The 24,438-nt window shown below is 60.2% G+C and carries 23 protein-coding genes; 15 read left to right on the forward strand and 8 right to left on the reverse strand.

All coding sequences use genetic code 11. From position 1 onward, the window contains the following. The first annotated feature begins 33 nt into the window (after window positions 1-33). The 5 genes from GLP52_RS00565 to GLP52_RS00585 all read left to right on the forward strand — a co-directional run bounded on the left by GLP52_RS00565 (window position 34) and on the right by GLP52_RS00585 (window position 3,238). The gene (locus GLP52_RS00565; RefSeq protein WP_093731947.1) at window positions 34-276 is read left to right on the forward strand and encodes an accessory factor UbiK family protein; all 243 of its coding nucleotides are present in this window, start codon (window positions 34-36) and stop codon (window positions 274-276) included. Window positions 277-608: 332 nt separating this feature from the next. Further along, window positions 609-1,109 (forward strand): YbjN domain-containing protein, encoded by a 501-nt coding sequence (locus GLP52_RS00570; protein ID WP_093731921.1) that lies wholly within the window; start codon window positions 609-611, stop codon window positions 1,107-1,109. Between the two features lie 35 nt (window positions 1,110-1,144). Then, on the forward strand, window positions 1,145-1,960 hold the full coding sequence (proC, locus tag GLP52_RS00575; protein WP_093731922.1) for a pyrroline-5-carboxylate reductase: 816 nt from the start codon (window positions 1,145-1,147) through the stop codon (window positions 1,958-1,960). Beyond that, window positions 1,953-2,291 carry a tRNA-binding protein gene (locus tag GLP52_RS00580; RefSeq protein WP_093731923.1) on the forward strand — a complete coding sequence of 113 codons (339 nt, stop codon included), beginning with the start codon at window positions 1,953-1,955 and terminating at the stop codon, window positions 2,289-2,291. The genes proC and GLP52_RS00580 overlap by 8 nt, the downstream gene beginning before the upstream one ends. Next, a complete protein-coding gene (locus tag GLP52_RS00585) occupies window positions 2,288-3,238 on the forward strand; it encodes a 2-hydroxyacid dehydrogenase (protein WP_093731924.1) in 951 nt (316 codons plus the stop codon). Before GLP52_RS00580 ends, GLP52_RS00585 begins: the two co-directional genes overlap by 4 nt. On the opposite strand, the gene GLP52_RS00590 is transcribed toward GLP52_RS00585, so the two are convergent. From GLP52_RS00590 to GLP52_RS00605, 4 genes are all read right to left on the reverse strand, one after another. Continuing rightward, window positions 3,235-3,813 (reverse strand): thymidine kinase, encoded by a 579-nt coding sequence (locus GLP52_RS00590; RefSeq protein ID WP_138922746.1) that lies wholly within the window; start codon window positions 3,811-3,813, stop codon window positions 3,235-3,237. The two genes, GLP52_RS00585 and GLP52_RS00590, sit on opposite strands and share 4 nt — an antisense overlap. Before the next feature lie 133 nt (window positions 3,814-3,946). Beyond that, the gene (locus GLP52_RS00595) at window positions 3,947-5,071 is read right to left on the reverse strand and encodes a beta-ketoacyl-ACP synthase III (RefSeq protein WP_093733508.1); all 1,125 of its coding nucleotides are present in this window, start codon (window positions 5,069-5,071) and stop codon (window positions 3,947-3,949) included. A 155-nt stretch (window positions 5,072-5,226) separates the two neighbouring features. Next, a complete protein-coding gene (carB, locus tag GLP52_RS00600) occupies window positions 5,227-8,586 on the reverse strand; it encodes a carbamoyl-phosphate synthase large subunit (RefSeq protein WP_093733509.1) in 3,360 nt (1,119 codons plus the stop codon). 148 nt (window positions 8,587-8,734) lie between these two features. Next, window positions 8,735-9,499 (reverse strand): alpha/beta fold hydrolase, encoded by a 765-nt coding sequence (locus GLP52_RS00605; protein WP_237272622.1) that lies wholly within the window; start codon window positions 9,497-9,499, stop codon window positions 8,735-8,737. Window positions 9,500-9,554: 55 nt separating this feature from the next. Here GLP52_RS00605 and GLP52_RS00610 point away from each other — a divergent pair, with 55 nt between their 5' ends. Beyond that, window positions 9,555-9,929 (forward strand): hypothetical protein, encoded by a 375-nt coding sequence (locus GLP52_RS00610; protein ID WP_237271318.1) that lies wholly within the window; start codon window positions 9,555-9,557, stop codon window positions 9,927-9,929. Window positions 9,930-10,078: 149 nt separating this feature from the next. Here the strand turns inward: GLP52_RS00610 and glyA are convergent, their stop codons facing one another. After that, window positions 10,079-11,356, reverse strand: a complete 1,278-nt coding sequence (gene glyA, locus GLP52_RS00615) for a serine hydroxymethyltransferase (protein ID WP_093733512.1) — start codon at window positions 11,354-11,356, stop codon at window positions 10,079-10,081. Window positions 11,357-11,527: 171 nt separating this feature from the next. Between glyA and GLP52_RS00620 the strand changes: the two genes are divergently transcribed. Together GLP52_RS00620 and GLP52_RS00625 are read left to right on the forward strand one after the other, a co-directional pair. Continuing rightward, window positions 11,528-12,283: an NAD kinase gene (locus GLP52_RS00620; RefSeq protein ID WP_093733513.1), complete on the forward strand. Its 756-nt coding sequence runs from the start codon at window positions 11,528-11,530 to the stop codon at window positions 12,281-12,283. Between the two features lie 111 nt (window positions 12,284-12,394). Further along, window positions 12,395-12,592 (forward strand): CsbD family protein, encoded by a 198-nt coding sequence (locus GLP52_RS00625; protein WP_093733514.1) that lies wholly within the window; start codon window positions 12,395-12,397, stop codon window positions 12,590-12,592. Window positions 12,593-12,663: 71 nt separating this feature from the next. On the opposite strand, the gene GLP52_RS00630 is transcribed toward GLP52_RS00625, so the two are convergent. Continuing rightward, window positions 12,664-14,559, reverse strand: a complete 1,896-nt coding sequence (locus tag GLP52_RS00630; RefSeq protein WP_237273313.1) for a propionyl-CoA synthetase — start codon at window positions 14,557-14,559, stop codon at window positions 12,664-12,666. 307 nt (window positions 14,560-14,866) lie between these two features. Here GLP52_RS00630 and GLP52_RS00635 point away from each other — a divergent pair, with 307 nt between their 5' ends. Further along, a complete protein-coding gene (locus tag GLP52_RS00635; protein WP_093733516.1) occupies window positions 14,867-14,995 on the forward strand; it encodes a malic enzyme in 129 nt (42 codons plus the stop codon). 61 nt (window positions 14,996-15,056) lie between these two features. Here the strand turns inward: GLP52_RS00635 and GLP52_RS00640 are convergent, their stop codons facing one another. Continuing rightward, window positions 15,057-17,330: an NADP-dependent malic enzyme gene (locus GLP52_RS00640; protein WP_093733517.1), complete on the reverse strand. Its 2,274-nt coding sequence runs from the start codon at window positions 17,328-17,330 to the stop codon at window positions 15,057-15,059. Between the two features lie 254 nt (window positions 17,331-17,584). Between GLP52_RS00640 and GLP52_RS00645 the strand changes: the two genes are divergently transcribed. The 5 genes from GLP52_RS00645 to GLP52_RS00665 all read left to right on the forward strand — a co-directional run bounded on the left by GLP52_RS00645 (window position 17,585) and on the right by GLP52_RS00665 (window position 22,704). Then, on the forward strand, window positions 17,585-17,980 hold the full coding sequence (locus tag GLP52_RS00645; RefSeq protein ID WP_093733518.1) for a cytidine deaminase: 396 nt from the start codon (window positions 17,585-17,587) through the stop codon (window positions 17,978-17,980). A 3-nt stretch (window positions 17,981-17,983) separates the two neighbouring features. Continuing rightward, window positions 17,984-19,288 carry a thymidine phosphorylase gene (locus tag GLP52_RS00650; protein WP_237271319.1) on the forward strand — a complete coding sequence of 435 codons (1,305 nt, stop codon included), beginning with the start codon at window positions 17,984-17,986 and terminating at the stop codon, window positions 19,286-19,288. Further along, window positions 19,288-20,481, forward strand: coding sequence for a phosphopentomutase (locus GLP52_RS00655; RefSeq protein WP_237271320.1), 1,194 nt, complete (start codon window positions 19,288-19,290; stop codon window positions 20,479-20,481). The genes GLP52_RS00650 and GLP52_RS00655 overlap by 1 nt, the downstream gene beginning before the upstream one ends. A 175-nt stretch (window positions 20,482-20,656) precedes the next feature. Then, window positions 20,657-21,289: a uracil phosphoribosyltransferase gene (upp, locus tag GLP52_RS00660; protein ID WP_093733593.1), complete on the forward strand. Its 633-nt coding sequence runs from the start codon at window positions 20,657-20,659 to the stop codon at window positions 21,287-21,289. Between the two features lie 89 nt (window positions 21,290-21,378). After that, window positions 21,379-22,704, forward strand: a complete 1,326-nt coding sequence (locus GLP52_RS00665; protein WP_237271321.1) for an SPOR domain-containing protein — start codon at window positions 21,379-21,381, stop codon at window positions 22,702-22,704. Window positions 22,705-22,791: 87 nt separating this feature from the next. Here GLP52_RS00665 and GLP52_RS00670 read toward each other — a convergent pair whose 3' ends face one another. Next, window positions 22,792-23,805 carry a hypothetical protein gene (locus GLP52_RS00670; protein ID WP_237271322.1) on the reverse strand — a complete coding sequence of 338 codons (1,014 nt, stop codon included), beginning with the start codon at window positions 23,803-23,805 and terminating at the stop codon, window positions 22,792-22,794. A gap of 106 nt (window positions 23,806-23,911) precedes the next feature. Here GLP52_RS00670 and GLP52_RS00675 point away from each other — a divergent pair, with 106 nt between their 5' ends. After that, entirely contained in the window at window positions 23,912-24,436 is a 525-nt protein-coding gene (locus GLP52_RS00675) for a GNAT family N-acetyltransferase (protein WP_237271323.1), read from the forward strand. The last annotated feature ends 2 nt before the right edge of the window (window positions 24,437-24,438 follow it).

The following is a 24,438-nucleotide window of genomic DNA, read 5'->3' on the forward strand; positions in this document are numbered from 1 at the left end:
TAGTGACCAACAGCCGATCAGGAGAGAATGACCATGCAAACACGCAACAAGATTTTTGACGACATCTCGCAGATGATGACAAATGCCATGGGCGTGGCCCAGGGGGCAAAAACCGAAGCAGAGACCGCGATGAAGGGGATGCTGGACCGTTGGCTGGCAGACCGTGATTTCGTCACCCGCGAAGAATTCGATGCAGTCCGTGCGATGGCCCAAAAGGCCCGCGAAGAGAACGAAGCCCTGAAATCGCGGCTCGATGCGATGGAAAACAAGGGATAACGCCCTGCGCCGATTTATCGGCCTTCGTCATAAATGTGACCCACACCCGCCCTTCCGGCGGGTGTCTTTGTTTTGGGCTGGCGATTCTGTCGTGATTGCTGCCATTCGGGCGGCAGGCGCTACAGATTGCGGTTTATCCTGCATTTATCCACAAGATACTGAGGTTATCCCCTACCTTTCGTGGTTACCCCCAGAAAAAGACTTGCCTCATAGCCGCGTAACGCGCACCATATTTGGTATAGGTCGCTGATGACTTCAGCGAATTATGGTAGATGCACCCATGTATTGATGTGCCTGCGCATATGAATACCCGGATCGAAAGAGGTGACCACATGGCCCTGACAGAGCAGTATCTTGAAGAAGACATTCACCCCATCGACATCGTAGAGAATCTCGCGGCGTTCCATGATTGGGATTTCGACCGTATCTCGGATGAACAGATCGCTATGGCTGTCGAAGGGCAGTGGCGTACTTATTCCATCACCCTCGCGTGGTCGGCATACGATGAAACACTGCGCCTTGTTTGCACGTTTGAAATGGACCCGCCTGCTGAAAAATTGCCCGTCCTGTACCACCTGTTGAACGATATGAACGACCAGTGCTGGACCGGCGCATTCACCTATTGGCCGGAACAAAAGCTGATGGTGTACCGCTATGGGCTGGTTCTTGCCGGTGGTCAGGACGCCTCTGCGCAGCAGATTGATACCATGATTAACGCCGCTGTCACCAACGCAGAACGGTATTATCCCGCGGTGCAACTGGCGGTTTGGGGCGATCAGACGCCCCGACAAGCCCTTCAGGTTGCCATTGCAGAGGCGTACGGCCACGCATAGGTGTATCCCCGAAACGTTAATTTAGGGGTACCGATATGAAAGATACGCGCATCGCCAAAGACGGTTTGGTTCTACTGGGCTGTGGCAAGATGGGGTCTGCGATGCTGGCCGGCTGGCTGGCACGCGGGCTTCCGACATCTTCGGTTTATGTTATCGATCCGAAACCCTCTGACTGGTTAAAAGAGCAGGGCGTGCAATTGAACGTCGATCTGCCCAAAGAGCCGGCGGTTGTGCTTGTCGCTGTCAAGCCGCAGATGATGGGCGACGCACTGCCCACCTTGCAGGCTATGGGCAACGGCGAGACAGTGTTCGTCAGCGTTGCAGCCGGCACCACCATCGCGACATTCGAGAAAACGCTGGGGGAACAAACGCCCATCGTGCGCGCCATGCCCAACACGCCGGCTGCCATTAGCCAAGGCATCACCGCGATCGTCGGCAATGCCCATGTAGATGCCAAAGGTATGGACGAAGCCGAAGAGCTGCTGTCGGCCGTTGGCGATGTCGTCCGGTTGGACGAAGAGGCGCAGATTGATGCGGTGACAGGGGTCAGCGGCTCGGGTCCGGCGTATGTTTTCCACATGATCGAGACAATGGCCGCAGGCGGCGTCGCACAAGGGCTCAGCCCCGAGCTGGCGCTGAAGCTTGCCACAGCCACGGTCGCAGGGGCAGGGGCGCTGGCCAAATCCGCCGACGAAGGCCCGGATCAGCTACGCATAAACGTCACCAGCCCCAACGGCACCACGCAGGCGGCGCTGGACGTGTTGATGAACGAGAAAGACGGCTTTCCTGTCTTGCTCAAGCGCGCGGTGGCAGCTGCTGCTGATCGCTCGCGTGAGCTCTCGAATGGCTGAGATCAGCTTTGACGACTTCATGAAGGTCGACATCAGGGTCGGGACGGTCACCCGTGCCGAACCCTTTCCCGAGGCCCGCAAGCCCGCGATCAAGATGTGGATCGACTTTGGTCCCGAGATCGGAGAGCGTAAAACCTCTGCGCAGATCACAGTGCATTACACGCCCGAGGCCTTGATCGGTACGCAGGTGATGGGGGTGGTCAACTTCCCCCCGCGCCAGATCGGGCCGTTCATGTCCGAAGTGCTGGTGCTTGGGGTGCCGGATGACGACGGGGCGATCGTGTTGATGCGCCCCACGCAACCCACCCCGAACGGAGGACGTCTGCATTGACGAAACTACTAATCGCTCGCCCTGCGCCCCCCGAAGTGCATGAAGCACTTGGAGGCTTTGACGTGACTTACCGTGACGACAGCGCGCCATTGTCCGAGGACGAGATGCAGGACGCCCTGCGCGACTATGATGGGGTGCTGGCCACCTTGGGCGATCGGTTCTCGTCCGATATCTTTCGCAAGGTGGGGATGCCGCGCTGTAAAATGCTCGCAAATTTCGGGGTCGGCTATAACCACATTGATGTAGATGCGGCGAAAGCGGCGGGGCTTCAGGTCTCGAACACGCCCGGTGCCGTCACAGATGCCACGGCAGATATCGCGATGACCTTGATGCTGATGGCAGCGCGGCGTGCGGGGGAGGGCGAGCGGCTGGTGCGGTCAGGCGAATGGTCCGGCTGGGAGCCGTCGCAGCTACTCGGGATGCATCTGACGGGCAAAACCGTCGGGATCGTCGGGATGGGGCGGATCGGCCAAGCGGTTGCGCGACGCTGTCACTACGGCTTCTCGATGGACGTGAAATACTTTAGCCGCAGTGTCAAAAGCGTCGCCTATCCGGCTGAACATATCAACGACCTCAAACGCTTGGTGGCCGCGGTTGATGTTGTCGTCATCGCGGTACCTGGTGGGGATGACACCCAGCACTTGATCAACGCGGATGTTCTGGCGGCGATGCAGCCCCATGCGTATCTGATCAATATCGCACGGGGCAATATCGTGGACGAATCCGCCCTGATCGAGGCGCTTCAGGCCGGCACCATCGGTGGCGCAGGGCTAGATGTTTACGAATTTGAACCATCGGTGCCGCAGGCGTTGCGGGATCTGGATAATGTGGTGCTATTGCCGCATTTGGGCACGTCCTCGCGGGAGGTGCGTGTGGATATGTGGCTGATGGCGGTTGAGAATTTGAAAGCTGGCGTCGCGGGCGAAACGCCTCCGAACCTCGTTTAGCGGCCCACGGCTTCGCGCCAATGACGGCGGCACAGAGAGATATAGGTCTCGTTGCCGCCGATCTGCACCTGCGCGCCCTCCTTGATCGCGCCACCCTGCGCATCTTGCCGCACCACCATCGTCGCCTTCTTACCGCAGTGGCATATCGTGCGGACCTCGCGCATTTCATCTGCCAGTGCCAGCAAGGTCGCAGACCCGGGGAACAGCAGACCGCGGAAATCCACGCGTAAACCATAGCACATGATCGGCACACCCAGATCATCCACCGCACGCGCCAGTTGCCAGACCTGATCGGGGCTTAGAAACTGTGCCTCGTCGATAAAGATACAGGCGCAAGGGCCGGAGGCGAGACGCTGTTCAATCTTGGCCAGCAAATCTTCGCCCGTCTCGAAGGTGTCGGCCTCATGCCCGATGCCGATGCGAGACGCGATGCGCCCGTCGCCTGCGCGATTATCGAATTTCGCGGTCATCAGATAGGGCACCATGCCGCGTTCGACATAGTTATGCGCTGCCTGCAACAGCACGGTCGATTTGCCCGCGTTCATAGTTGAATAATGAAAGTAAAGCTTTGCCATGGCCATCTTTAGCGTCAGGCAGCCGCCGCGTTCAAGATCGAGATGTACCCGTTGGCGCAACCATCAAGAAACCGTCCAGACCGCTGCAGAAATGACCCACCGTCGCGGCGACGAACGGTGGGCCGCATCTGATCTAGCCCCGACGCTGGACCAGAACAGAGCCTACCGAATAGCCAGCCCCGAACGAACAGATCAGGCCGGTATCACCATCGACCAGATCGTCAGAGTATTTTGAAAACGCGATGATGGATCCGGCAGAGGATGTGTTGGCGTAGTCTTGCAGGATATTCGGCTGCTCGCCTGCTTCGGGCTCACGCCCAAGCACTTTGCGACCGATAAAGTCGTTCATCGATTTGTTCGCCTGATGCAGCCAGAGACGCTTCAGGTCCGTGGCCTCGACCCCTTCGTGGGCCATGTGGCCCGCGATGTGTTCGGCGACCATGGGCAGCACTTCCTTGAACACCTTACGTCCGTTTTGCATGAACTGCATGTCACGCCGGTCTGCCACGCCATCGGGGCGCGAGCGACGCAAGAAACCGTTGTTGTTGCGGATGTTGTTGGAAAATTCGGTCGCGCAACGGGTTGATTTGATTTCAAAATAAGGGCCAGACGCATCCTCTGCGCGTTCGATCAACACGGCCGTTGCCACGTCGCCAAAGATAAAGTGGCAGTCCCGGTCACGCCATTCCAGGTGGGCCGAGCATATCTCGGGGCAGACCACCAGCGCCGAGCGGATCGAGCCGGAGCGGATCATATCAGCCGCCGCTTGGATGCCGAAGGTCGCGGAGGAACAGGCAACGTTCATGTCAAAGGCAAAGCCATTGATGTCCAGCAACTGCTGAATTTCGATCGCGACCGCCGGATAGGCGCGTTCGAGGTTCGATGCCGCGCAGATCACGGCATCCACATCAGCGGCAGTCTTGCCTGCCTGTTTTAGTGCCTTTTGCGCCGCATCCAGAGCCATCTCGGCCATCAGGCCGGGTTCGTCATCTGATCGCTGACGCAGCAGCGGATGCATCACTTTGGGGTCAAGAATACCCGTCTTATCCATGACATAGCGCTGCTCGATGCCCGATGCCTTGACGATGAACTCCTCCGAAGAGTGTTCCTTGGCGGGCAGCTCTCCTGCCTCGATCTCGGCGGCATGTTCGAGGTTGTACAGATCGGCATAGGCGTTGAACGCCTTGACCAGCTCGGCGTTAGTGATGACCTGTTCCGGCGTAAAAATGCCGCTACCAGTAATGGCGGGTGTGTACATGGGTAAACCTTTTTCTGCGTTGTCCGAGTAGGCCAAAGAACGGCTGCCGGGTCAAGACCAGCGGGCGCTGGCAGACAAGGGCAGGGGACAATGAGGGGGAGGAAAGGGGGGACCTGCGCCAAGCAATCCGGCGCGGCGCAGGTCCACGAGGGCGTTTAGCCCTGAAGCGATTTAACGCCGATTTCATCTTCGGCTTGCGCCTTGATGGCCAACGCAGCGGCATAGGCACCGGCAGCCGTGGTGAAATACGGGATCTTGTCATACAGCGCGATAGAGCGGATGGATTTGCTATCCTCAACCGCTTGCGTGCCTTCGGTGGTGTTCAGCACCAGATGGATCGCGTCGTCCTTCATCATATCGGTGATGTTCGGACGGCCCTCATAGACCTTGTTCACGATCTCGCAGGCGATGTCATGCTCTGTCAGCCAAGCCGCAGTGCCGCGGGTGGCGCGCAGGGTGAACCCTTGGTCCAGCAAGATGCGGGCGGCGGTCAGCATCTCTTCTGACTTGTCCATATCCTTGACCGAGAAGAACACACAGCCCGACCGCGGCAGCGGGTTGCCGGCCCCCATCTGGGCCTTCAGGAAGGCACGCGGGAAGTCGCGGTCCCAGCCCATGACCTCGCCGGTGGACCGCATTTCTGGCCCTAGCAGCGTGTCGACACCGGGGAAACGCGCAAAGGGAAGCACCGCTTCTTTGACCGAGAACCAAGGCATGTTCGGATCGGCCAGCGTCATCGGATCGCCCAAGGGTAGCACGTCGTCATAGGCGGCATCATCGCGGTAGGGCGCACGCAATGGGAAGGCCGAAAGCTTTTCACCGGCCATGATCCGTGCCGCGATTGACGCAATCGCGCTGTCTGTCGCCTTGGCAACAAACGGGACGGTGCGCGAGGCACGCGGGTTGACTTCGATCAGGTAGATTTCGCCATCCTTAACCGCAAACTGGATGTTCATCAGGCCCACAACGTTCAGCGCCAGCGCCAACGCCTTGGTCTGTTTTTCGACCTCTGCGATAATCTCGCTGCTCAGTGAGTAGGGCGGCAGCGAACAGGCGCTATCGCCCGAGTGCACGCCGGCCTCTTCGATGTGCTGCATGATGCCGGCGACATGAACGTCGGTGCCGTCTGACAGCGCATCTACGTCAAGTTCAACCGCACCGGACAGGTAGTGGTCCAGCAACACGGGGCTTTTGCCTGATACGACAACGGCTTCGCGGATATACCGTTCAAGGCTGGCCTGATCGCGCACAATCTCCATCGCGCGGCCGCCCAGAACGTAAGACGGGCGGATCACCAGCGGAAAGCCGATGTCGGCTGCAATTTCAAGCGCTTCGGCGTCCGAGTGGGCGATCCCGTTATGCGGCTGTTTCAGGCCCAGCGATTGCACCAGCTGCTGGAAACGCTCGCGGTCTTCGGCAAGGTCGATCATGTCGGGCGTGGTGCCAAGGATCGGGATGCCCGCCTCTTGCAGCGCTTGCGCGATCTTCAGCGGTGTCTGGCCGCCGAACTGAACGATGACGCCGTGCAGCGTGCCGTTTTCCTGTTCGACCCGCAGAATTTCCATCACATGTTCAAAGGTGACGGGTTCGAAATACAGCCGGTCCGACGTGTCATAGTCGGTCGACACGGTTTCAGGGTTACAGTTGACCATGATCGTTTCATAGCCCGCGTCGGTCAGCGCATAACAGGCATGACAGCAGCAATAGTCAAACTCGATCCCTTGGCCGATCCGGTTCGGACCACCGCCTAGAATGACGACTTTTTTACGATCGCTGGGGCGGGCTTCGCATTCGACCTCGCCAAAAGCCGGAGCCTCGTAGGTCGAATACATATAGGGTGTTTGCGCTTCGAATTCGGCGGCGCAGGTGTCGATCCGTTTGAACACGGCCTTGACGCCAAGGTTCAGACGGGCACGGCGCACGTTGTCTTCTTCGCGACCTGTCAGCGTGCCAAGACGCGCGTCGGTAAAGCCCATCATCTTGAGCTTGCGCATGCCATCCTCGGTCAGCGGCAGACCATCCTTGCGGACCTCTGCTTCGGCATCGACGATCTCGCGGATGCGGGCAAGGAACCACGGATCGAACATGGTGACGCCGTGGATATCCACGTCAGACATGCCGTGACGCATCGCCTGCGCAATGGTGCGCATCCGGTCCGGCGTTTGCTTGCTGATCGCGGCAATCAGGGCGGCTTCGTTCTGCGCCGCATCGGCGGGCAGATCGCTGTCGAGCCCGGGAATGTCGACCTCGTCAAAGCCGGTCAGCCCGGATTCCATCGACGCCAGCGCCTTTTGCAGCGACTCGTGGATCGTGCGGCCAATGGCCATCGCTTCGCCCACAGATTTCATCGCCGTCGTCAGATAGGGCTCGGAACCAGGGAATTTTTCGAATGCGAACTTCGGGATCTTGGTGACGACATAGTCGATTGTCGGCTCAAACGAGGCAGGCGTCACACCGGTGATGTCGTTGTCGAGTTCATCGAGTGTAAAGCCGACAGCCAGCTTGGCTGCGATCTTGGCAATCGGGAAACCCGTCGCCTTGGAGGCCAACGCCGAGGACCGCGACACGCGGGGGTTCATTTCGATCACAACCATGCGCCCGTCAGCGGGGTTCACGGCCCATTGTACGTTCGAGCCACCGGTCTCTACGCCGATCTCGCGCAGCACGGCGATCGAGTGGTTGCGCATGATCTGGTATTCTTTGTCGGTCAGCGTCAGGGCAGGGGCCACGGTGATCGAATCGCCTGTGTGTACACCCATCGGATCGATGTTCTCGATCGAGCAAACGATGATCGCATTGTCAGCGGTGTCACGCACCACCTCCATTTCGAACTCTTTCCAGCCAAGCAAGCTTTCGTCGATCAGGATTTGCCCCATTGGCGACGCGTCCATGCCCGAGCGGCAGTAGAATTCGTAATCGTCGCGGTTATAGGCCACGCCACCGCCGGTGCCGCCCATGGTAAAGGCAGGGCGGATAATTGCGGGCAGGCCGACATAGTCCAGCGCGTCGAGCGCAAGCTGAACCCCCGCCGCAAGGTCTTTCTTGCCGCTGGCCGCAACCGGCGCTGTGACGATGGTTGCCTTGGGGTTTTCGATGCCCAACCGGTCCATCGCTTCGCGGAAAAGTTTGCGATCCTCTGCCATTTCAATGGCTTCGCGTTTCGCGCCAATCATCTCGACGTTGAATTTCTCCAGCACGCCCATCTCTTCGAGCGCGAGCGATGTGTTCAGCCCGGTCTGGCCGCCCATTGTCGGCAGCAGCGCGTCGGGGCGTTCTTTTTCGATGATCTTGGCGACAATTTCAGGGGTGATGGGTTCGATGTAGGTGGCATCTGCCAGCCCGGGATCGGTCATGATCGTCGCAGGGTTGGAGTTCACGAGGATGACCCGGTAGCCTTCTTCTTTCAGGGCCTTGCAGGCCTGCGCGCCGGAGTAGTCGAACTCGCACGCCTGACCGATGACAATGGGCCCCGCTCCAATGATCATGATCGACTGGATATCGGTTCTTTTTGGCATGGCTCAGGCCCCCGGATGTTTGCAAATTCTCCGCGTTATAGGCCTTGGGGACAGAGGTGCAAGGGGGCATATCGGGATAGGGGGCGTGTTTTCAGGCAACACCTGCGTAGCAGGTACGTGGCGTTACACCGCGCGGTGCCAGTTTCCCTTAACCAAGCGTCAGAAATGCCCGCAAAGAGGCCTCGAAGTCGCGCGGCTTTTCCGCATGTAGCCAGTGGCCTGCGCCCGGCAGTTTGGCAAAGCGGGCCTGCGGGAACAGCCCCTTGATGACGGGGCGATCTTCGGATTTGACATAGGTGGAGTTGCCGCCGGACAAAAACAGCGTCGCCCCCTCATATTGCCCGTCCACCCCGTCGGGCCAGCCGACGATTTTGGACATATCGGCTTCAAGCACATCAAGATTGAGCTTCCACGTCTTGTTGGGCACATCCAGTGACTGGGTGAAAAAGCTTTGTAGCGCGGGCTCAACGCCAGCAGCGGCCAGTTGCTCTGCCGCGTCAGAGCGGCGGGCGAGCGTGGCCAGATCAACGCTGCGCATCGCGTCGATAAATTCCTGCTGGCTGTGGCCATAGGTGACGGGGGCGATATCGGCCACCACCAGTCGGTGCACCAGTTCAGGATGGTTCAGCGCAAGCATCATCGCGGCCTTCCCGCCCATCGAATGCCCGCAGACATCCATCGGCGCGCCAAGGTGTCGGATGACCTCGGCCAGATCAGTCGCCATCTCGGGGTAGCTTTGGCTTTGCGCACGCGGGCTGTCCCCGTGGTTACGCATGTCGACCGTGATCACGTGGCGCTGGTCGGACAGACGTTTGGCAATCACACCCCAGTTGCGCCCAGACCCGAAAAGACCATGCACGATTAACAGGGCGGGGGCGCCGGTAGCGGTGCCATATTCGGTATAATTCAACATGCCCAAAGATGTAGGGCCATTGCAGCCAATGTGCCAGAGCGTTTAAGGTCGCCCCATGTTGGATCAAAAAGACCTAGATAACAAAGCACAGGAATTGCAACGTGGGTTGCAGGACAAATTGGGCGTGCAGGGGCGCGATGTCTCTCATGCACTGGCCCGTGCCGGACGCCGCTTGCCAGCGCGGGTGCAGCGCCAAGGCAAAGTCTTTGCGCAGGCGGTCTTTATGTCGCGCAATCCCAAGGTGGCACGACAGCTTGACGGTGCGACGACGCAGGCCGCCTATGCCGAGGTGATGACCCACATCGAAGGCATCGACGTGGTCGAGCGGCGCAAGGACCGGTTGCTGCACCTTGCCGCCAGCGTGGCGTTCAACCTGTTGTTCGTCGCGGTCGCCTTTATCACCTTTCTATGGTGGCGCGGGTACATTTAACGCGACAGGTAGAGAAGCTGCACAATAACAAAAGCCCCGCCGCAGAAATGCAGGCGGGGCTTTTGCGTAAGGCGTTGGTGGGGCGCTGCCCCGCCCTTGCGGGCCCCCCGGGATTTTATCCCATTTGGATGGGCCCGGAGCGCGGCGCTTTAGAGGTCGGGGTAGATCGGGAAGCGGGCGCAAAGCGCTTCGACTTCGGCTTTGACTTTTGCTTCGACGTCGGCGTTGCCGTCGGCCCCATTGGCGGCCAACCCGTCGACGACTTCGATGATCCAGTCAGCGATCTGGCGGAATTCATCCTCTCCAAACCCGCGGGTGGTTGCAGCGGGCGAGCCCAGACGGATGCCGGAGGTGACCATGGGCTTTTCAGGGTCAAACGGTACGCCGTTTTTGTTGCAGGTGATATGCGCACGACCCAGTGCTTTTTCGGTGTCGTTGCCTTTGACGCCTTTGGGGCGCAGGTCGACCAGTAGCAGGTGTGTATCAGTGCCGTGGGTGATCGTGTCGAGCCCGCCTTTGATCAGCTGGTCGCTGAGGGCCTGGGCGTTTTTAACGACCTGCTGGATGTAGGTCTTGAACTCGGGCTTAAGCGCTTCGCCGAAGGCCACGGCTTTGGCCGCGATGACATGCATCAGCGGGCCACCCTGAATGCCGGGGAAGATGGCCGAGTTGAACTTTTTGGCCAGCGCTTCGTCGTTGGTCAGGATCATGCCGCCGCGCGGTCCGCGCAGGGTTTTGTGGGTTGTGGTTGTGGCCACATGCGCGTGGGGGAAAGGCGAGGGATGTTCGCCCGCTGCAACCAGACCGGCAAAATGCGCCATGTCTACGTGCAGGTAAGCACCGACCATATCGGCAATTTCGCGCATGCGTTTGAAATCGATCTGGCGCGGGATGGCAGAGCCCCCTGCGATGATCATTTTTGGCTGGTGCTCTTTGGCCAGCGCTTCGACCTGATCATAGTCGAGCAGATTGTCTTCCTTGCGCACGCCGTACTGGATGGCGTTGAACCACTTGCCGGACTGGTTCGGCTTGGCCCCGTGTGTCAGGTGGCCGCCCGCGTCCAGGCTCATCCCCAGAATGGTGTCGCCGGGTTGCAGCAGCGCGGTGAACACACCCTGGTTTGCCTGCGAGCCAGAGTTCGGCTGGACGTTGGCGAAGTCGCAGTTGAACAGTTTGCAGGCGCGTTCAATGGCCAGGTTTTCTGCCACGTCGACAAATTCACACCCGCCATAATAGCGACGGCCCGGGTACCCTTCGGCGTATTTGTTGGTCATCACTGACCCTTGCGCCGCCATAACAGCCGCAGAGACGATGTTCTCGGAGGCGATTAGTTCGATCTCGTTACGCTGGCGGCCCAGCTCGTCTGTGATGGACCCAAAGATTTCGGGATCGGCTTCGGACAGGGGGGTGGTGAAAAAACCGGTCATGGGCATGGTTCCTTTGACTGCAGATACGGGTTGCAGGTGGTCTAGCTTAATCCGGTACGGGGGTGAAGGTCGTATTACGCCGGTCGCACCGTCATATGCGGCAAAGCTGGTAGGCCCGCGCGATATGTGGTTCTTTTGACTGTGAATATCCCTCATTGGAAACATCCGCCCATGAAGATCGCTTTTATCGCAAGCCGCTCTGATGTTGCACAAGATGCGCTGACCGCGCTCAGCGCCCGATATGGCAATGCCACGCGCGAAGAGGCCGAAGTGATTGTGGCCCTAGGGGGCGACGGGTTCATGCTGCAGGCACTGCACGACTCGCAAGAATTGTCGACGCCGGTCTATGGGATGAACCGCGGCACGATCGGGTTCTTGATGAACACCTATGCCGAGGAAGATTTGGTGGCGCGGCTACGTGCCGCCGAGGAAGCGGTGATTAACCCGTTGGTGATGGTCGCGACCCATGCGAATGGCGAAACGTCCAAAGCGCTGGCCCTGAACGAGGTCGCCCTGCTGCGCGAGGGCCCGCAGGCGGCCAAGCTGCGCATTAGCGTCGATGGGCGCGTTAGGATGGAAGAATTGGTCTGCGATGGCGCACTGGTGGCGACGCCTGCCGGGTCCACCGCCTATAACTATTCCGCACACGGCCCGATCCTGCCGATTGGCGCGGACGTGCTGGCCCTGACGGCGATGGCGGCGTTTCGGCCACGCCGCTGGCGCGGGGCCTTGCTGCCGAAAACGGTGACCGTGCGCTTTGATGTGCTGGAGCCCGCCAAGCGTCCGGTGATGGCTGATGCGGACGGTAATTCGTACCGGGATGTCGTGGTCGTCGAAATTGCGTCAGACCCGCTGATTGAACACCGTATTCTGTTCGATCCGGGTCATGGGTTGGAAGAACGGCTGATCAGTGAACAGTTCAACTAATCCGCGCGACAGGCGGAACCGCATCGGCTTTTGCGCGTTGATATTCCGAGACGCATGAGGGGCCAATATGGTGCTTTCATCGTTTGGAATTATAGCAAAAGGAGACCTGACATGAATTGGGATACAATCAAAGGTAACTGGAGCCAGATGACCGGTAAGGTTAAAGAAGAATGGGGCGATCTGACCGACGATGACCTGACAGAGGCCGCCGGTGAGCGCGACCAGTTGGTCGGCAAGATCCAGGCTCGCTACGGCGTGGCCAAGGACGAGGCTGAGCGTCAAGTCGACGGTTTCGTCGCCAAGCATTAACCTGCCCAGTGATTGAATAAAGAAGGCGGCTCAATGAGCCGCCTTCTTTACGTTTGGGGACACGACGGCGCTTAGGTGACCTTGGCATATCCGATGGTTTGCAGCGCTGCCTTGATCTCGTCCAGAATGGCGGGATCATCGATCGTGGCAGGCAGCTTGAAGGGCTCCGAATCCGCGAGTTTGACCATCGTGGCCCGCAGGATCTTGCCCGAACGGGTTTTAGGGAGGCGGTCCACCACCAACGTCATTTTATAGGCCGCAACAGGCCCGATCTGGTCTCGTACCAGCTTTACGCATTCGGCTTCGATCTCTGAACGCGGACGGTTGACGCCTTTGGACAGGCAGACAAACCCCATCGGGGCCTGTCCCTTCAGCTGATCGCTGACGCCGATCACGGCACATTCGGCAACATCAGGGTGGCTTGCCAGAACTTCCTCCATCGCGCCGGTCGATAGGCGGTGGCCCGCGACGTTAATCACGTCATCGGTGCGCGCCATGATATAAAGATATCCGTCCTCATCAATCTTTCCCGCATCGCCGGTTTCGTAATATCCCGGATAGGTCGTGAGGTAACTTTTGCGAAACCGCTCTTCGGCATTCCACAAGGTTGGCAGCGTGCCGGGGGGCAGGGGCAGCTTGATCGCGATAGAGCCGAGCGTGCCTGCAGGCTGTGGTTCGCCTGCCTCGTTCAGGATTTGCACATCATAGCCGGGCATCGGCACCGTGGGGGAGCCGACCTTGACCGGCAGCGCCTCGAGCCCCGCGGGGTTGCCGACGATGGTGTAGCCGGTTTCGGTCTGCCACCAATGGTCATAGACAGGTTTGCCCAGCTTTTCTTGCGCCCAGATCACGGTATCGGGGTCGGCCCGTTCCCCCGCCAGATAAAGCGCACGCAAGCACGAAATGTCGTATTTCCCGATCTCTTCGCCCTTGGGGTCTTCGCGTTTGACGGCGCGGATCGCGGTGGGGGCGGTAAAGAAGCTGCGCACATTGTGTTCAGAGATAACGCGCCAGAAGGTGCCCGCATCAGGTGTACCCACGGGCTTGCCTTCGAACACGACTGTCGTGTTGCCATGCACCAGCGGGCCATAGCAGATATAGCTGTGGCCCACGACCCAGCCCACATCGGACGCAGCCCAGAACACGTCGCCCGGATCGACGTTGTAGATGTTCTTCATCGTCCAGTTCAGTGCAACCAGATGGCCAGCGGTCTGGCGCACGACGCCCTTGGGCGCGCCGGTCGTGCCCGAGGTGTAAAGAATGTAGGCGGGGTGGTTGCCCTCGACCACAATGCAGGGGGAAGGGGGCGTGCCTTCTTGCGCGTCGTGCCAATCCAGGTCGCGCCCCGGTATCAAATCGCAGGGGGCCTGTTCGCGCTGCAGGATCAGGCAGAAATCGGGTTTATGGTCGGCCTGTTCGATGGCCCCGTCCAGCAGCGGCTTGTAGGCCACCACGCGCGAAGGTTCCAACCCGCAGGACGCGGCGATGATGGCTTTGGGGGTGCAGTCGTTGATCCGCACGGCCAGCTCGTTTGACGCAAAGCCGCCGAATACAACCGAATGCACCGCCCCGATCCTCGCACAAGCCAGCATCGCCTCAAGTGCTTCGGGGACCATCGGCATATAGATGATCACGCGGTCGCCTTTGCCCACGCCATTCGCCTGCAGCACACCTGCGACGGCGGCGACGCGGGTTTGCAGCTCGGCAAAAGTAATCTTGGTCTGGGTGCCGGTGATCGGGCTGTCGTGGATAATCGCCACCTGATCGGCGCGGCCGTTTTCGACGTGCCGGTCCACGGCGTTGTAACACGCATTTACCTTGGCATCCGCGAACCATTCGTACAGATCATTGCCTTTGTCGAACAGCGCCTGACGCGGAGCTTGCTCCCAGTCGATGGCTTTGGATTGCTCTAACCAGTAGGCTTCAGGATCGTCCTGACAGCTTTTGTAAATGTCGTGATACCCCATAAGCGGCTCCCTCCCGTGAACGCGTATCACTTTTGGTAGGCCAGAGCCGCGGGCAAGAGCAAGAGCTTGCGCCTAAAACACGTGCCATCCAGCAATAAATTTTACAGGAGCCCCTGTGCTGCCTGTGTGGAAATTGACAAGCGCGTTCTGGCCGATGCACGGCATCCTGCCAACGACCGGATGCAAAATGTCGAATTCAGACCATTGCGTCGAATTTGGATCAGACCGGGGGCGGTGAGGGGCGCAGCGTCGGGTTCAGGGGCCGCATGACGCTGCCCCTTGCGTCTGTGAACAAAGGTCCAAGACAATGGGTGACAAGCTCGCCAACAAGAAGAAAAAGTCCAAAGCCGACGCGCGGCCTGCCAAGCCGACGCCAAGCAACGTGTCCGATATCAAGGCACCGTTTGCCGCAAAAGGCATCAAGCCGGCCAAGTAATCCCGCGCCGGTTCCGGTCGAACGCCGCCCCCCGCGTGAGGGCGGCGTTTTCACATGGGGCTTAGCCGTATTCGGCGACGGGCGTGCCCGCGATAGCCCCGACGTTCAGCAGCCCGCGTGCGGTAATGGAGGATGACACGATGTGGGCGCGGTTGCCCATCCCCATCAAGATCGGTCCGACCTCAAGCCCGCCCCCCTTCATTTTTAGGATGTTGCGCACGCCCGATGCGGCGTCTGCATGGGCAAAGACCAACACGTTGGCGGCTCCTTCCATCCGGTTCGAGGGCAGCAGTCGTTTGCGCAGCTCGGGATCAAGCGCGGCGTCGATGTTCATCTCGCCTTCATAGCAGAAGTCGTGGTTGCCGGCGTCCAGCAATCGCAGCGCGGCACGCAAGCGTTTGCCCGATCCTTCCCCCTGATTGCCGAACTGGCTTTGCGAACACAGCGCGATTTTGGGTTCGATGCCAAAGCGCTGCACATGGCGCGCAGCCCCGATGGCGATCTCGGCGATCTGTTCGGGGGTGGGGTGCAGATGGACCTGCGTGTCCGCGATGAACAATGGCCCGTCTTCAAGGATCATCAGCGACAGGGCCCCGTGCGGGCGACGCCCGTCGCGGCCCAGAACCTGTTCGATATAGTTCATGTGCCAGCGGAATTCCCCGAAGGTACCGCAAATCAGGCTGTCGGCCTCTTCGCGATGGACCATGACAGCACCGATGGCAGTGGTGTTGGTGCGCATGATCGCGCGGGCGATGTCGGGCGACACGCCACGGCGGGCCATCAGGTTGTGATAGGTCTCCCAATAGTCGCGGTAGCGCGGGTCATTTTCGGGGTTCACCAGATCCACAGTCTCGCCCAGTTTGATGGTGAGACCCGCCTTTTCGATGCGGCGTTCGATGACATCCGGGCGGCCGATCAGGATGGGCCGCTCGTTGGTTTCCTCGACCATCGCCTGCGCGGCGCGCAATACGCGTTCGTCTTCGCCCTCGGCAAAGACGATCCGGCGAGGCGCAATGCGGGCGGCTTCGAAAACGGGGCGCATCAACATGGAGGATTTGAAGACCGAGCTGTCCAGCTTGTGGCGGTAAGCGGCTAGATCCTCGATCGGGCGGGTGGCGACGCCTGTCTCCATCGCGGCCTTCGCCACGGCGGTCGAGACGACACCGATCAAGCGTGGATCAAAGGGTTTGGGGATCAGGTAATCGGGGCCGAATGTCAGCTGCTCGCCCTGATAGGCCGCTGCCGCCTCGGCCGACGTGGTGGCGCGGGCGAGGGCTGCAATGCCGTCGATACAAGCGATCTTCATCTCGTCGTTGATGGTCGTTGCGCCGACGTCCAGTGCCCCCCGAAAGATAAAGGGGAAGCACAGCACGTTATTGACCTGATTGGGAAAATCCGACCGGCCCGTCGCGATAATCGCGTCAGGGGCAACGGCGCGGGCAAGGTCGGGCATGATCTCGGGCGTGGGATTGGCCAAAGCAAAGATGATCGGCTGCGGCGTCATTTTCTGCACCATTTCAGGGCTCAGCACACCGGGGCCGGACAGGCCGAGGAACAGATCGGCGTCATGGATCACATCGGCCAGATCACGCAGGTCGGATTTCTGCGCGTATTCCGATTTGATCGGGTTCATGTCGATCTCGCGGCCCTCGTAGACCAGCCCGTGAATATCGCACAGCCAGACGTTCTCGCGTTTGACACCGAGTTTCAGCAGCATGTTCAGGCAAGCAATGCCCGCCGCGCCGCCACCTGTGGATACGATCTTGATGTCCTCGAATTTCTTGCCCGCTACAAAAAGCGCGTTCTTCACGGCGGCACCAACGACAATCGCCGTGCCGTGCTGGTCGTCGTGGAAAACCGGTATGTTCATCCGCTCGCGGCAGATGCGTTCCACGGTAAAGCAGTCGGGGGCCTTGATGTCTTCGAGGTTGATCGCGCCAAAGGTCGGTTCCAGCGCGCAGACCAGATCGGCGAGCTTTTCAGGATCGGTTTGGTCAAGTTCGATATCGAAACAGTCGATATTGGCGAACTTTTTGAACAGGACGGCTTTGCCCTCCATCACCGGCTTGGACGCAAGCGCGCCGATGTTGCCAAGCCCCAAGACTGCGGTGCCGTTGGTGACAACGCCCACCAGATTCGCGCGGGTGGTATAGAGGGCAGCCGTTGTGGGATCAGCCTTGATTTCAAGGCAGGCTTCGGCGACGCCGGGGGAATAGGCCCGCGCCAGATCACGGCCATTTGCCAGCGGTTTCGTCGCACGCACTTCGAGTTTTCCGGGCTTGGGAAAGGCGTGATAGTCCAGCGCGGCTTGGCGCAGATTTGGCGCATCGGTCATGTTTTGGCGGTCCTTTAAGAGAGTAGTTTAGCGTTAAACTAAATTTCAAGCCGCGCCAATACGACTTTTGGAAAGGGGCGCTGCACCGCGCAGGGCAGGGGTGATCATGCAGGTGGGAGGGGGCCAGCCCCCATCGCGGCAGGCCGCGATCCCCCCGGAGTTTGCCTGGCAAAATGAAGCTGCGCATTTTTCCGCTTTTGGCATCGCAACTTTGGCGAAAGGTTTTTATAGTTTTATGAAACCTTGGGGGATTTATGACCAACGATTTGCGCCAGCACGCCAGCGCCGTGCAAGAAAATGCCTATGCGCCCTATTCCAACTTCAAGGTGGGGGCGGCGCTGCGCACGGCGTCGGGGTCGATTTTCGTCGGCTGCAACGTAGAGAACGTGGCCTACCCCGAGGGCACCTGCGCCGAAGCGGGGGCGATTGCGGCGATGATTGCGGCGGGCGAAACAGCCTTTGTCGAGGCTTATGTGATCGCGGGAAGCCCTATGCCCGTCACGCCCTGCGGCGGCTGCCGTCAGAAACTGGCAGAGTTCGGACAGGGCGAGGCGCGCGTGACCATGGCGACCGTTTCTGGCGTTGAAGAGGTGATGACGATGGCCGAGCTGCTGCCCGGCGCCTTTGGCCGCGCCCATATGGAGCGCTAGGCCATGGATGCCCGCGCGATCCTGTCCAAACTGCGACACCGGCGGTCATTGAACCGCGAAGAGCTGGTCTGGTTCGCGATGGCTTTGGCAGATGGTCGGGTCAGTGATGCACAGGCCGGGGCGTTTGCGATGGGTGTCTGTCAGGTCGGCCTGAGCGATGTGGGGCGCGTCGCCCTGACGCTGGCCATGCGCGACAGCGGACGGGTGTTTGACTGGGACCTGAACGGGCCGGTGTTGGATAAGCATTCCACTGGCGGCGTGGGCGATTGTGTAAGCCTTGTGCTGGCACCGGCCTTGGCGGCTTGCGGGGCCTTTGTGCCGATGATCTCGGGACGCGGGCTGGGGCATACCGGCGGGACGCTGGATAAGCTCGAAGCGATCCCGGGAGTGAATACCACGTTGGACGAGGCGCAGTTTCGCGCGGTGGTGGCGAGAGCTGGCTGCGCGATTGTCAGTGCGACCGACGGTATCGCGCCTGCGGACAAACGTCTTTATGCGGTGCGCGATGTCTCTTCGACCGTGGACAGTCTGGATTTGATCACCGCGTCGATCCTGTCGAAAAAGCTCGCGGCGGGGCTGGACGGCTTGGTATTGGACGTCAAGGTCGGCAGCGGTGCCTTTATGAAAGATCTGGCGCAGGCGCAGGCGCTTGCCACAGCGTTGACCAAGACTGCGAATGCCAGTGGATGCCGGACAACGGCGGTGATTAGCGACATGAGCCAACCTTTGGTGCCAAGCCTTGGCAATGCGCTTGAGGTGGCAGAGGTGATGCGTGTCCTGACGGGGCACAGCAAGGGGCCGATCGTATCGGTCTGTGCGGCCCTTGGGGGTGTTTTGCTGGCCAATGCCGGGCTGGCCGGCGACGTGCAGGTCGGCGCGGATATGATCGCCCAAGCGATCCGGTCGGGGCGCGCGGCGGAACGGTTTGGCGTGATGATCGCCGCCATGGGTGGCCCTGCGAAGTTCGTTGAAAACTGGACGCGGTTCCTGCCCGAGGCACCAATCATCCGCGAAGTGCCCGCAGCCAAAGCCGGTTATGTGACAGCGATTGACGGCGAAGCGTTGGGCCTTGCCGTGGTCGCCTTGGGCGGCGGTCGCGCGGTCGAGACGGACCAGATCAACCCCGCCGTCGGGATTTCCGACGTTGTGCGGCTTGGGGCCAAGGTGTCGTCCAAAGGCCCGCTGGCAGTCGTTCATGCCGCCCGCGCCGATGATGCCGAACGTGCAGCGCAGGCGGTGCGGGGCGCGATTACGATTGGCCCGAAGCCGGTCCCTATCCCTGATTTGATTGTAGAGAGGGTCGGCTGATGGCGCGTGCTTTTCTGATTGTAATGGATTCAGTCGGCATCGGCGGTGCACCGGACGCGGACACTTTCTTTAACGGTGCAGTGCCAGACACCGGCGCGAATACTCTGGGTCATATCGCGCAGGCCTGTGCGGAGGGTGGTGCAGAAAACGGGCGTAGCGGCCCTTTGACAGTACCGCATCTGGCGTCGCTGGGTCTGGGCCCCGCGATTGAACTGGCCAGCGGGCTTCGTATCGACAGTCTGGATTGCGTCCCCAGCGGCACATGGGGGGCAGCGACGGAGGTGTCGCGGGGCAAGGATACGCCGTCGGGGCATTGGGAATTGGCGGGTTTGCCCGTGCCGTGGGACTGGCATTACTTTCCCGAGGTGTCGCGGTCGTTTCCGCCCGAACTGGTGGCGCAGCTTGCGGCCTTTGCGGGGACGGACGAGATTTTGGGCAACTGCCACGCCCCGGGCACCGCCATTATCGAGGAGTTTGGCGCGCAACACATCAAGACCGGTTTTCCGATCTGCTATACCTCGGCTGACAGCGTGCTGCAGATTGCCGCCCACGAGGAAAGCTTTGGCCTGCAACGGCTGTTGGACCTATGCGAAAAGATGGCTCCTATTGCGCATGAAATGAAAGTCGGTCGTGTGATCGCACGCCCCTTTGTCGGGGATGCACAAAGCGGGTTTACCCGCACGACCAACCGTCGCGATTTTGCAATCAAGCCGCCTGCGCCGGTGCTCAGCAACTGGGTGCAGGACAGTGGTGCGCGTGTGTATGCGGTGGGCAAGATCGGTGACATCTTTTCGATGGCCGGTTTTGACGAGGTGCGCAAAGGGGCCGACGCGACGCTGATGGGGCATCTTGGCGATTTGATCGACACCGCCGAAGACGGCAGCCTGACCTTTGCGAATTTCGTCGAATTTGACAGTCTTTACGGGCACCGGCGCGATGTGTCGGGCTATGCTCGTGCGCTTGAATGGTTCGATGCCGAGATCGGCAAGCTGCTGGGGCGACTAAGGGTCGGCGATATGCTGGTTCTAACCGCAGATCATGGCAATGATCCGACATGGGTCGGCACCGACCACACGCGCGAGCGGGTGCCAGTTCTGGTGGCAGGACGGGGTGCTGGCACGCTGGGCCAGATCGGTTTTCGCGATGTTGCAACGCTGGTGGCGCGGCATCTAGGGGTTGCGGTGCCCGATTAATCTCTGCTCGGCGGCGTATCGGTCGGGTGGGGGCCAGCCCCCATCGCGGCAGGGCCGCGATCCCCCCGGAGTTTGACTGGCAAAATGAAGCCTGCCCGGACGCGGTGGTTGCGGGGCACGGCTTTTCGGGGCATGAGTTCAGCCAAGTAATATGGAGAGCGCCCCGATGTCCGATATCATTGACCACCTGACCGTCGTTAATCATCCACTGGTGCAGCACAAGCTGACAATCATGCGGGATAAATCGACGTCCACCGCGGCGTTCCGCCAGTTGCTGCGCGAGATCAGCCAGCTTTTGGCATACGAGGTGACGCGCGGCCTGCCGATGACGACCAAGCGGATCGACACGCCAATGCAGCCGATGGACGCGCCGACGCTGGATGGCAAGAAACTGGCGCTGATTTCGATTCTGCGCGCGGGCAACGGGTTGATGGACGGCGTGCTTGAGCTGATCCCGTCGGCACGGGTGGGCTTTGTTGGCCTGTATCGTGACGAGGAAACCCTGCAGCCCGTTGAATACTACTTTAAGGTGCCAGAGGGATTGGATGACCGTTTGGTTATTGCCGTGGACCCGATGCTGGCGACGGGTAATTCATCTGTGGCGGCGATCGACATGCTGAAGAAGGCGGGCGCGACCAATATCCGGTTCCTGTGTCTGCTGGCTGCCCCCGAAGGTGTGGCGCGGATGAAAGAGGCTCATCCCGATGTGCCGATTGTGACCGCGGCTGTCGATGAGAAGCTGAACGAGCTGGGATATATCATTCCCGGGCTTGGTGACGCCGGTGACCGGATGTTCGGGACCAAATAAGGCGCAAATGGGCGATCCGGTGATCAGGGTGCTTTACTCTGAAACCGGGATCGCGCATGGTTTGTTTACTACATTGTGTGGGGGCGCAGATGAAATTTACTAGTATTGTGGCTGTAGCGGCGTTGATGAGCGCACTTGGCGCAGGAATTGCACAAGCGCAAAGCTTTCGCGACCAGCCAGCGGAATTCCCGTCGGCGTCGTATAAAGGCAAGCAATATGTCGACAGCAAAGGCTGTGTGTACATTCGGGCCGGTATTGATGGCAATGTGACCTGGGTGCCGCGCGTCTCGCGCAAGCGTCAGGGGGTGTGCGGGTTCAAACCGACCAATGTGCAGACAGCTGCCAGTGCACCTGCCGGTGCTGCTGACGCGCCGGTACAGATCACCGTGAACAGCGCGCCCGTCGCGGCCAAGCAGCCCACGGTTGCGGCACGGCCCTTGCCACAGCGCAAGGCCAAGCCGGTTGTTGTACGCCAGAAAGCACCCAAAGTCGTGCGCCAGCCGGTGCCGCGCTCTGTCGATGTGCCAGCAGCCCCTATAACGCAGGCTCCGGTTGCTGTTGCGCAGGTCCCCAGCACGTGTGCAGGGCGGTCGGCGATCAGCCAGCAATATTCCGGTTCGCGGACCAAAGGGGTTGTTGTGCGTTGCGGTCCGCAAACCGCGCCAATCCTGCCCTCGACAGCGCAGGTTGCTGTGACGGGAACAGCGCCGTCCCATGTGAGTACGACGCGCCGTGTGACGGCCCCTGCAAAACCCGCGCCTGCACATGCCTATACCCGCATTGTGCCAAAGCACGTCGCGATCAACCGCCAGAACACCTATGCCAATGTGGCCGTGCCAAAAGGCTATCGTCCCGTGTGGGAAGACGATCGTCTGAACCCGAAACGGGCAGAGCAGAACCTCGCCGGACGGTCCCAGATGCTGCTGATCTGGACCAACACCGTGCCGCGCCGTTTGATCAACCAGAAGACTGGTCAGGACGTTACGGCGCGCCTGCCGCTGGTTTATCCTTATACATCGGTTGAACAGCAGCGCCGTGACTTGGGCGACGTGACCTTTGCCAAACGCAACGGCCAACTGGTCAAGCGCATTGTACGCAACAAAAATGCTGCCCCAGCTAAGCGCAAGCCGGTCTATTCCAGCCGCTCTGCGCCCAAGCCGGTGGCAACTGCACCCGCGACCCCGCGTGCTGCGGGCAAGACCTATGTGCAAATCGGCGTCTATGGTGACAGCGCAAACGCACAACGCGCCGCGCAACGTATCGCGCGGATGGGCATGGGCGCGCGGATCGGCAAATCCACCCGCGGCGGCAAGACCTATCTGTCGGTGCAGGCCGGACCTTTTGGCGCGTCCTCGGCCCCTGCGGCATTGGGCAAGCTGCGCGGTGCTGGCTATGGCGATGCTTATATCCGCTGACAGTCAAGTGCGATCACACAGACAAAAGGCCAGCCGGAGCGATCCTGCTGGCCTTTTGCGTTTTATATCAGTGTGTTGATGTCTGCGTTACCCGCCGCAGATGTTTTGTAACCGCAGCCAGTCCGCGTCGCTGAGCAGCGGGTCGGTTTCTTTGCCGTTCATCGGATCGCCCTCGATCAGGGGGAGGACCGTTTCGCCGGTGATGTCGCGCGCCTGCGCATAGGGAGTGCTGTGCAGCCGCTGCTTTTCGAACCGTGCGAGCAAGGCATCTACCGGTGGTTCGGGGGACGGTTCGGCCATCAGGTGCTCCGCATACCGCGTCAGGGCCGCGTCGGATACATCGCCGGTCGTTAGTAACCGGAAGTTTTCGCGGATACTGATCGTCGCCAGCATATGTTGCAGCGGATCTGTGACGGTGCGTTTGGTTTGCTCTGCCAGAATATAGCCGCCAGCAATATCGGGGGACTCGTAATCTTCGAACAGGGTTTTGTTCAGCACAATCAGACCGCCTGGCAGGTGCAGGCTGGGACGGGTCATGGCCGGCAGCACAACCATCGGTTCCGACGACAGGCGCGCTCCGAGTTTTGCCAGCGCAGTCCGACCCCGCGCATTGGTGCAAGCGCCACCCGACACCCGTTCGATCTTTTTCAATAACGACGTCCCGATAGAGGTGCGTTTGACCTTGGGGACAACCTTGAGGGTGTGATCTTGTAAGGCACCGGGCAGCCAGAACAGCGCCACGGCCGCCACCACCAACGCCGAGGTCAGCACCCCGGCAAACCGCAGCCGCCCCGGGCGGGGGCGACGGCGTTCGACGACGCGGCGCAGGGTTTCGATGGCATCGATCATCTCTCCTTCGTTGTCGGGGATTTCCAGCGTTTCACTGGGGTCGCCGTCGGGGTGGAAAATCGCAGGGCGGGTGCCGGGGTTTGACCGCGCCAAAGCCGCCAGTGACCAATGGGTCAGCGCCTGATCCCTAAGGTCAGAGATTACCAGCGTCGCATCGCCGATCGACACGATGACCTCGCGACGTTGCGCATCCGGGGCCGAACGCCAGAGTCCGGTTGCTTCCAACCGAGCGTATTTGGAAAGGGCTGTCATATCCTGAAGTATAGTGCCTAACTGTTTTGGATAGTTTACCACCTGACACGGGTTGAGCAATGGGTGGACTTACGACAGCATAGGAGAATTCTAAAGGAGTGTCCCCATGCAGATCAAGCCCGCACATCCAGATGATGCCGCCAGACTGGCCGAGATGTGGTATCAAGGATGGCATCAGGCTCATGCCAGCGTTGTCCCTACAGCATTGACGGCCCTGCGCACACCCGAGGAATTCACGATGCGGATGCGCGTGCATCTCAAACATACTAAGGTGGCTTGGGTTGACGGGCAGATTGCGGGCTTTTTTATGGTGGATCATGACGAGATCTATCAGTTCTACATCAACGCCGCCTTTCAAGGCTCTGGTCGGGCGCAGCAGATGATGGCCGCGACAGAGGCAGAGCTGGGCCATGGGCTGAAATGGCTGGCCTGTACGGTCGGCAATACGCGCGCCGCGCGGTTCTACGAGGCCTGCGGATGGGTGCAGGCCGGCACGATCCCCTACGAGGTCGAAACCGGCGAAGGGCCGCTACAGATTGATGTCTGGCGATATGAAAAACGGCTCGGGCCGGTCAATCTGGCAGAGACGATGATCGTTGCCGATCCGATCATCTCTCAAAACGTGATGTAGCA

It is taken from the genome of Sulfitobacter sp. M22, from assembly GCF_021736025.1.
GTDB classification, from domain to species: Bacteria; Pseudomonadota; Alphaproteobacteria; order Rhodobacterales; family Rhodobacteraceae; genus Sulfitobacter; species Sulfitobacter litoralis.

Bases quoted from the DNA above. Each gene is read 5' to 3' on its own strand.
- GLP52_RS00565 (WP_093731947.1), top strand. From the start codon at position 34: ATGCAAACACGCAACAAGATTTTTGACGACATCTCGCAGATGATGACA.
- GLP52_RS00570 (WP_093731921.1), top strand. From the start codon at position 609: ATGGCCCTGACAGAGCAGTATCTTGAAGAAGACATTCACCCCATCGAC.
- proC (WP_093731922.1), top strand. From the start codon at position 1,145: ATGAAAGATACGCGCATCGCCAAAGACGGTTTGGTTCTACTGGGCTGT.
- GLP52_RS00580 (WP_093731923.1), top strand. From the start codon at position 1,953: ATGGCTGAGATCAGCTTTGACGACTTCATGAAGGTCGACATCAGGGTC.
- GLP52_RS00590 (WP_138922746.1), bottom strand. From the start codon at position 3,813: ATGGCAAAGCTTTACTTTCATTATTCAACTATGAACGCGGGCAAATCG.
- GLP52_RS00595 (WP_093733508.1), bottom strand. From the start codon at position 5,071: ATGTACACACCCGCCATTACTGGTAGCGGCATTTTTACGCCGGAACAG.
- carB (WP_093733509.1), bottom strand. From the start codon at position 8,586: ATGCCAAAAAGAACCGATATCCAGTCGATCATGATCATTGGAGCGGGG.
- GLP52_RS00605 (WP_237272622.1), bottom strand. From the start codon at position 9,499: ATGTTGAATTATACCGAATATGGCACCGCTACCGGCGCCCCCGCCCTG.
- GLP52_RS00610 (WP_237271318.1), top strand. From the start codon at position 9,555: ATGTTGGATCAAAAAGACCTAGATAACAAAGCACAGGAATTGCAACGT.
- glyA (WP_093733512.1), bottom strand. From the start codon at position 11,356: ATGACCGGTTTTTTCACCACCCCCCTGTCCGAAGCCGATCCCGAAATC.
- GLP52_RS00620 (WP_093733513.1), top strand. From the start codon at position 11,528: ATGAAGATCGCTTTTATCGCAAGCCGCTCTGATGTTGCACAAGATGCG.
- GLP52_RS00625 (WP_093733514.1), top strand. From the start codon at position 12,395: ATGAATTGGGATACAATCAAAGGTAACTGGAGCCAGATGACCGGTAAG.
- GLP52_RS00630 (WP_237273313.1), bottom strand. From the start codon at position 14,559: ATGGGGTATCACGACATTTACAAAAGCTGTCAGGACGATCCTGAAGCC.
- GLP52_RS00635 (WP_093733516.1), top strand. From the start codon at position 14,867: ATGGGTGACAAGCTCGCCAACAAGAAGAAAAAGTCCAAAGCCGACGCG.
- GLP52_RS00640 (WP_093733517.1), bottom strand. From the start codon at position 17,330: ATGACCGATGCGCCAAATCTGCGCCAAGCCGCGCTGGACTATCACGCC.
- GLP52_RS00645 (WP_093733518.1), top strand. From the start codon at position 17,585: ATGACCAACGATTTGCGCCAGCACGCCAGCGCCGTGCAAGAAAATGCC.
- GLP52_RS00650 (WP_237271319.1), top strand. From the start codon at position 17,984: ATGGATGCCCGCGCGATCCTGTCCAAACTGCGACACCGGCGGTCATTG.
- GLP52_RS00655 (WP_237271320.1), top strand. From the start codon at position 19,288: ATGGCGCGTGCTTTTCTGATTGTAATGGATTCAGTCGGCATCGGCGGT.
- GLP52_RS00665 (WP_237271321.1), top strand. From the start codon at position 21,379: ATGAAATTTACTAGTATTGTGGCTGTAGCGGCGTTGATGAGCGCACTT.
- GLP52_RS00670 (WP_237271322.1), bottom strand. From the start codon at position 23,805: ATGACAGCCCTTTCCAAATACGCTCGGTTGGAAGCAACCGGACTCTGG.
- GLP52_RS00675 (WP_237271323.1), top strand. From the start codon at position 23,912: ATGCAGATCAAGCCCGCACATCCAGATGATGCCGCCAGACTGGCCGAG.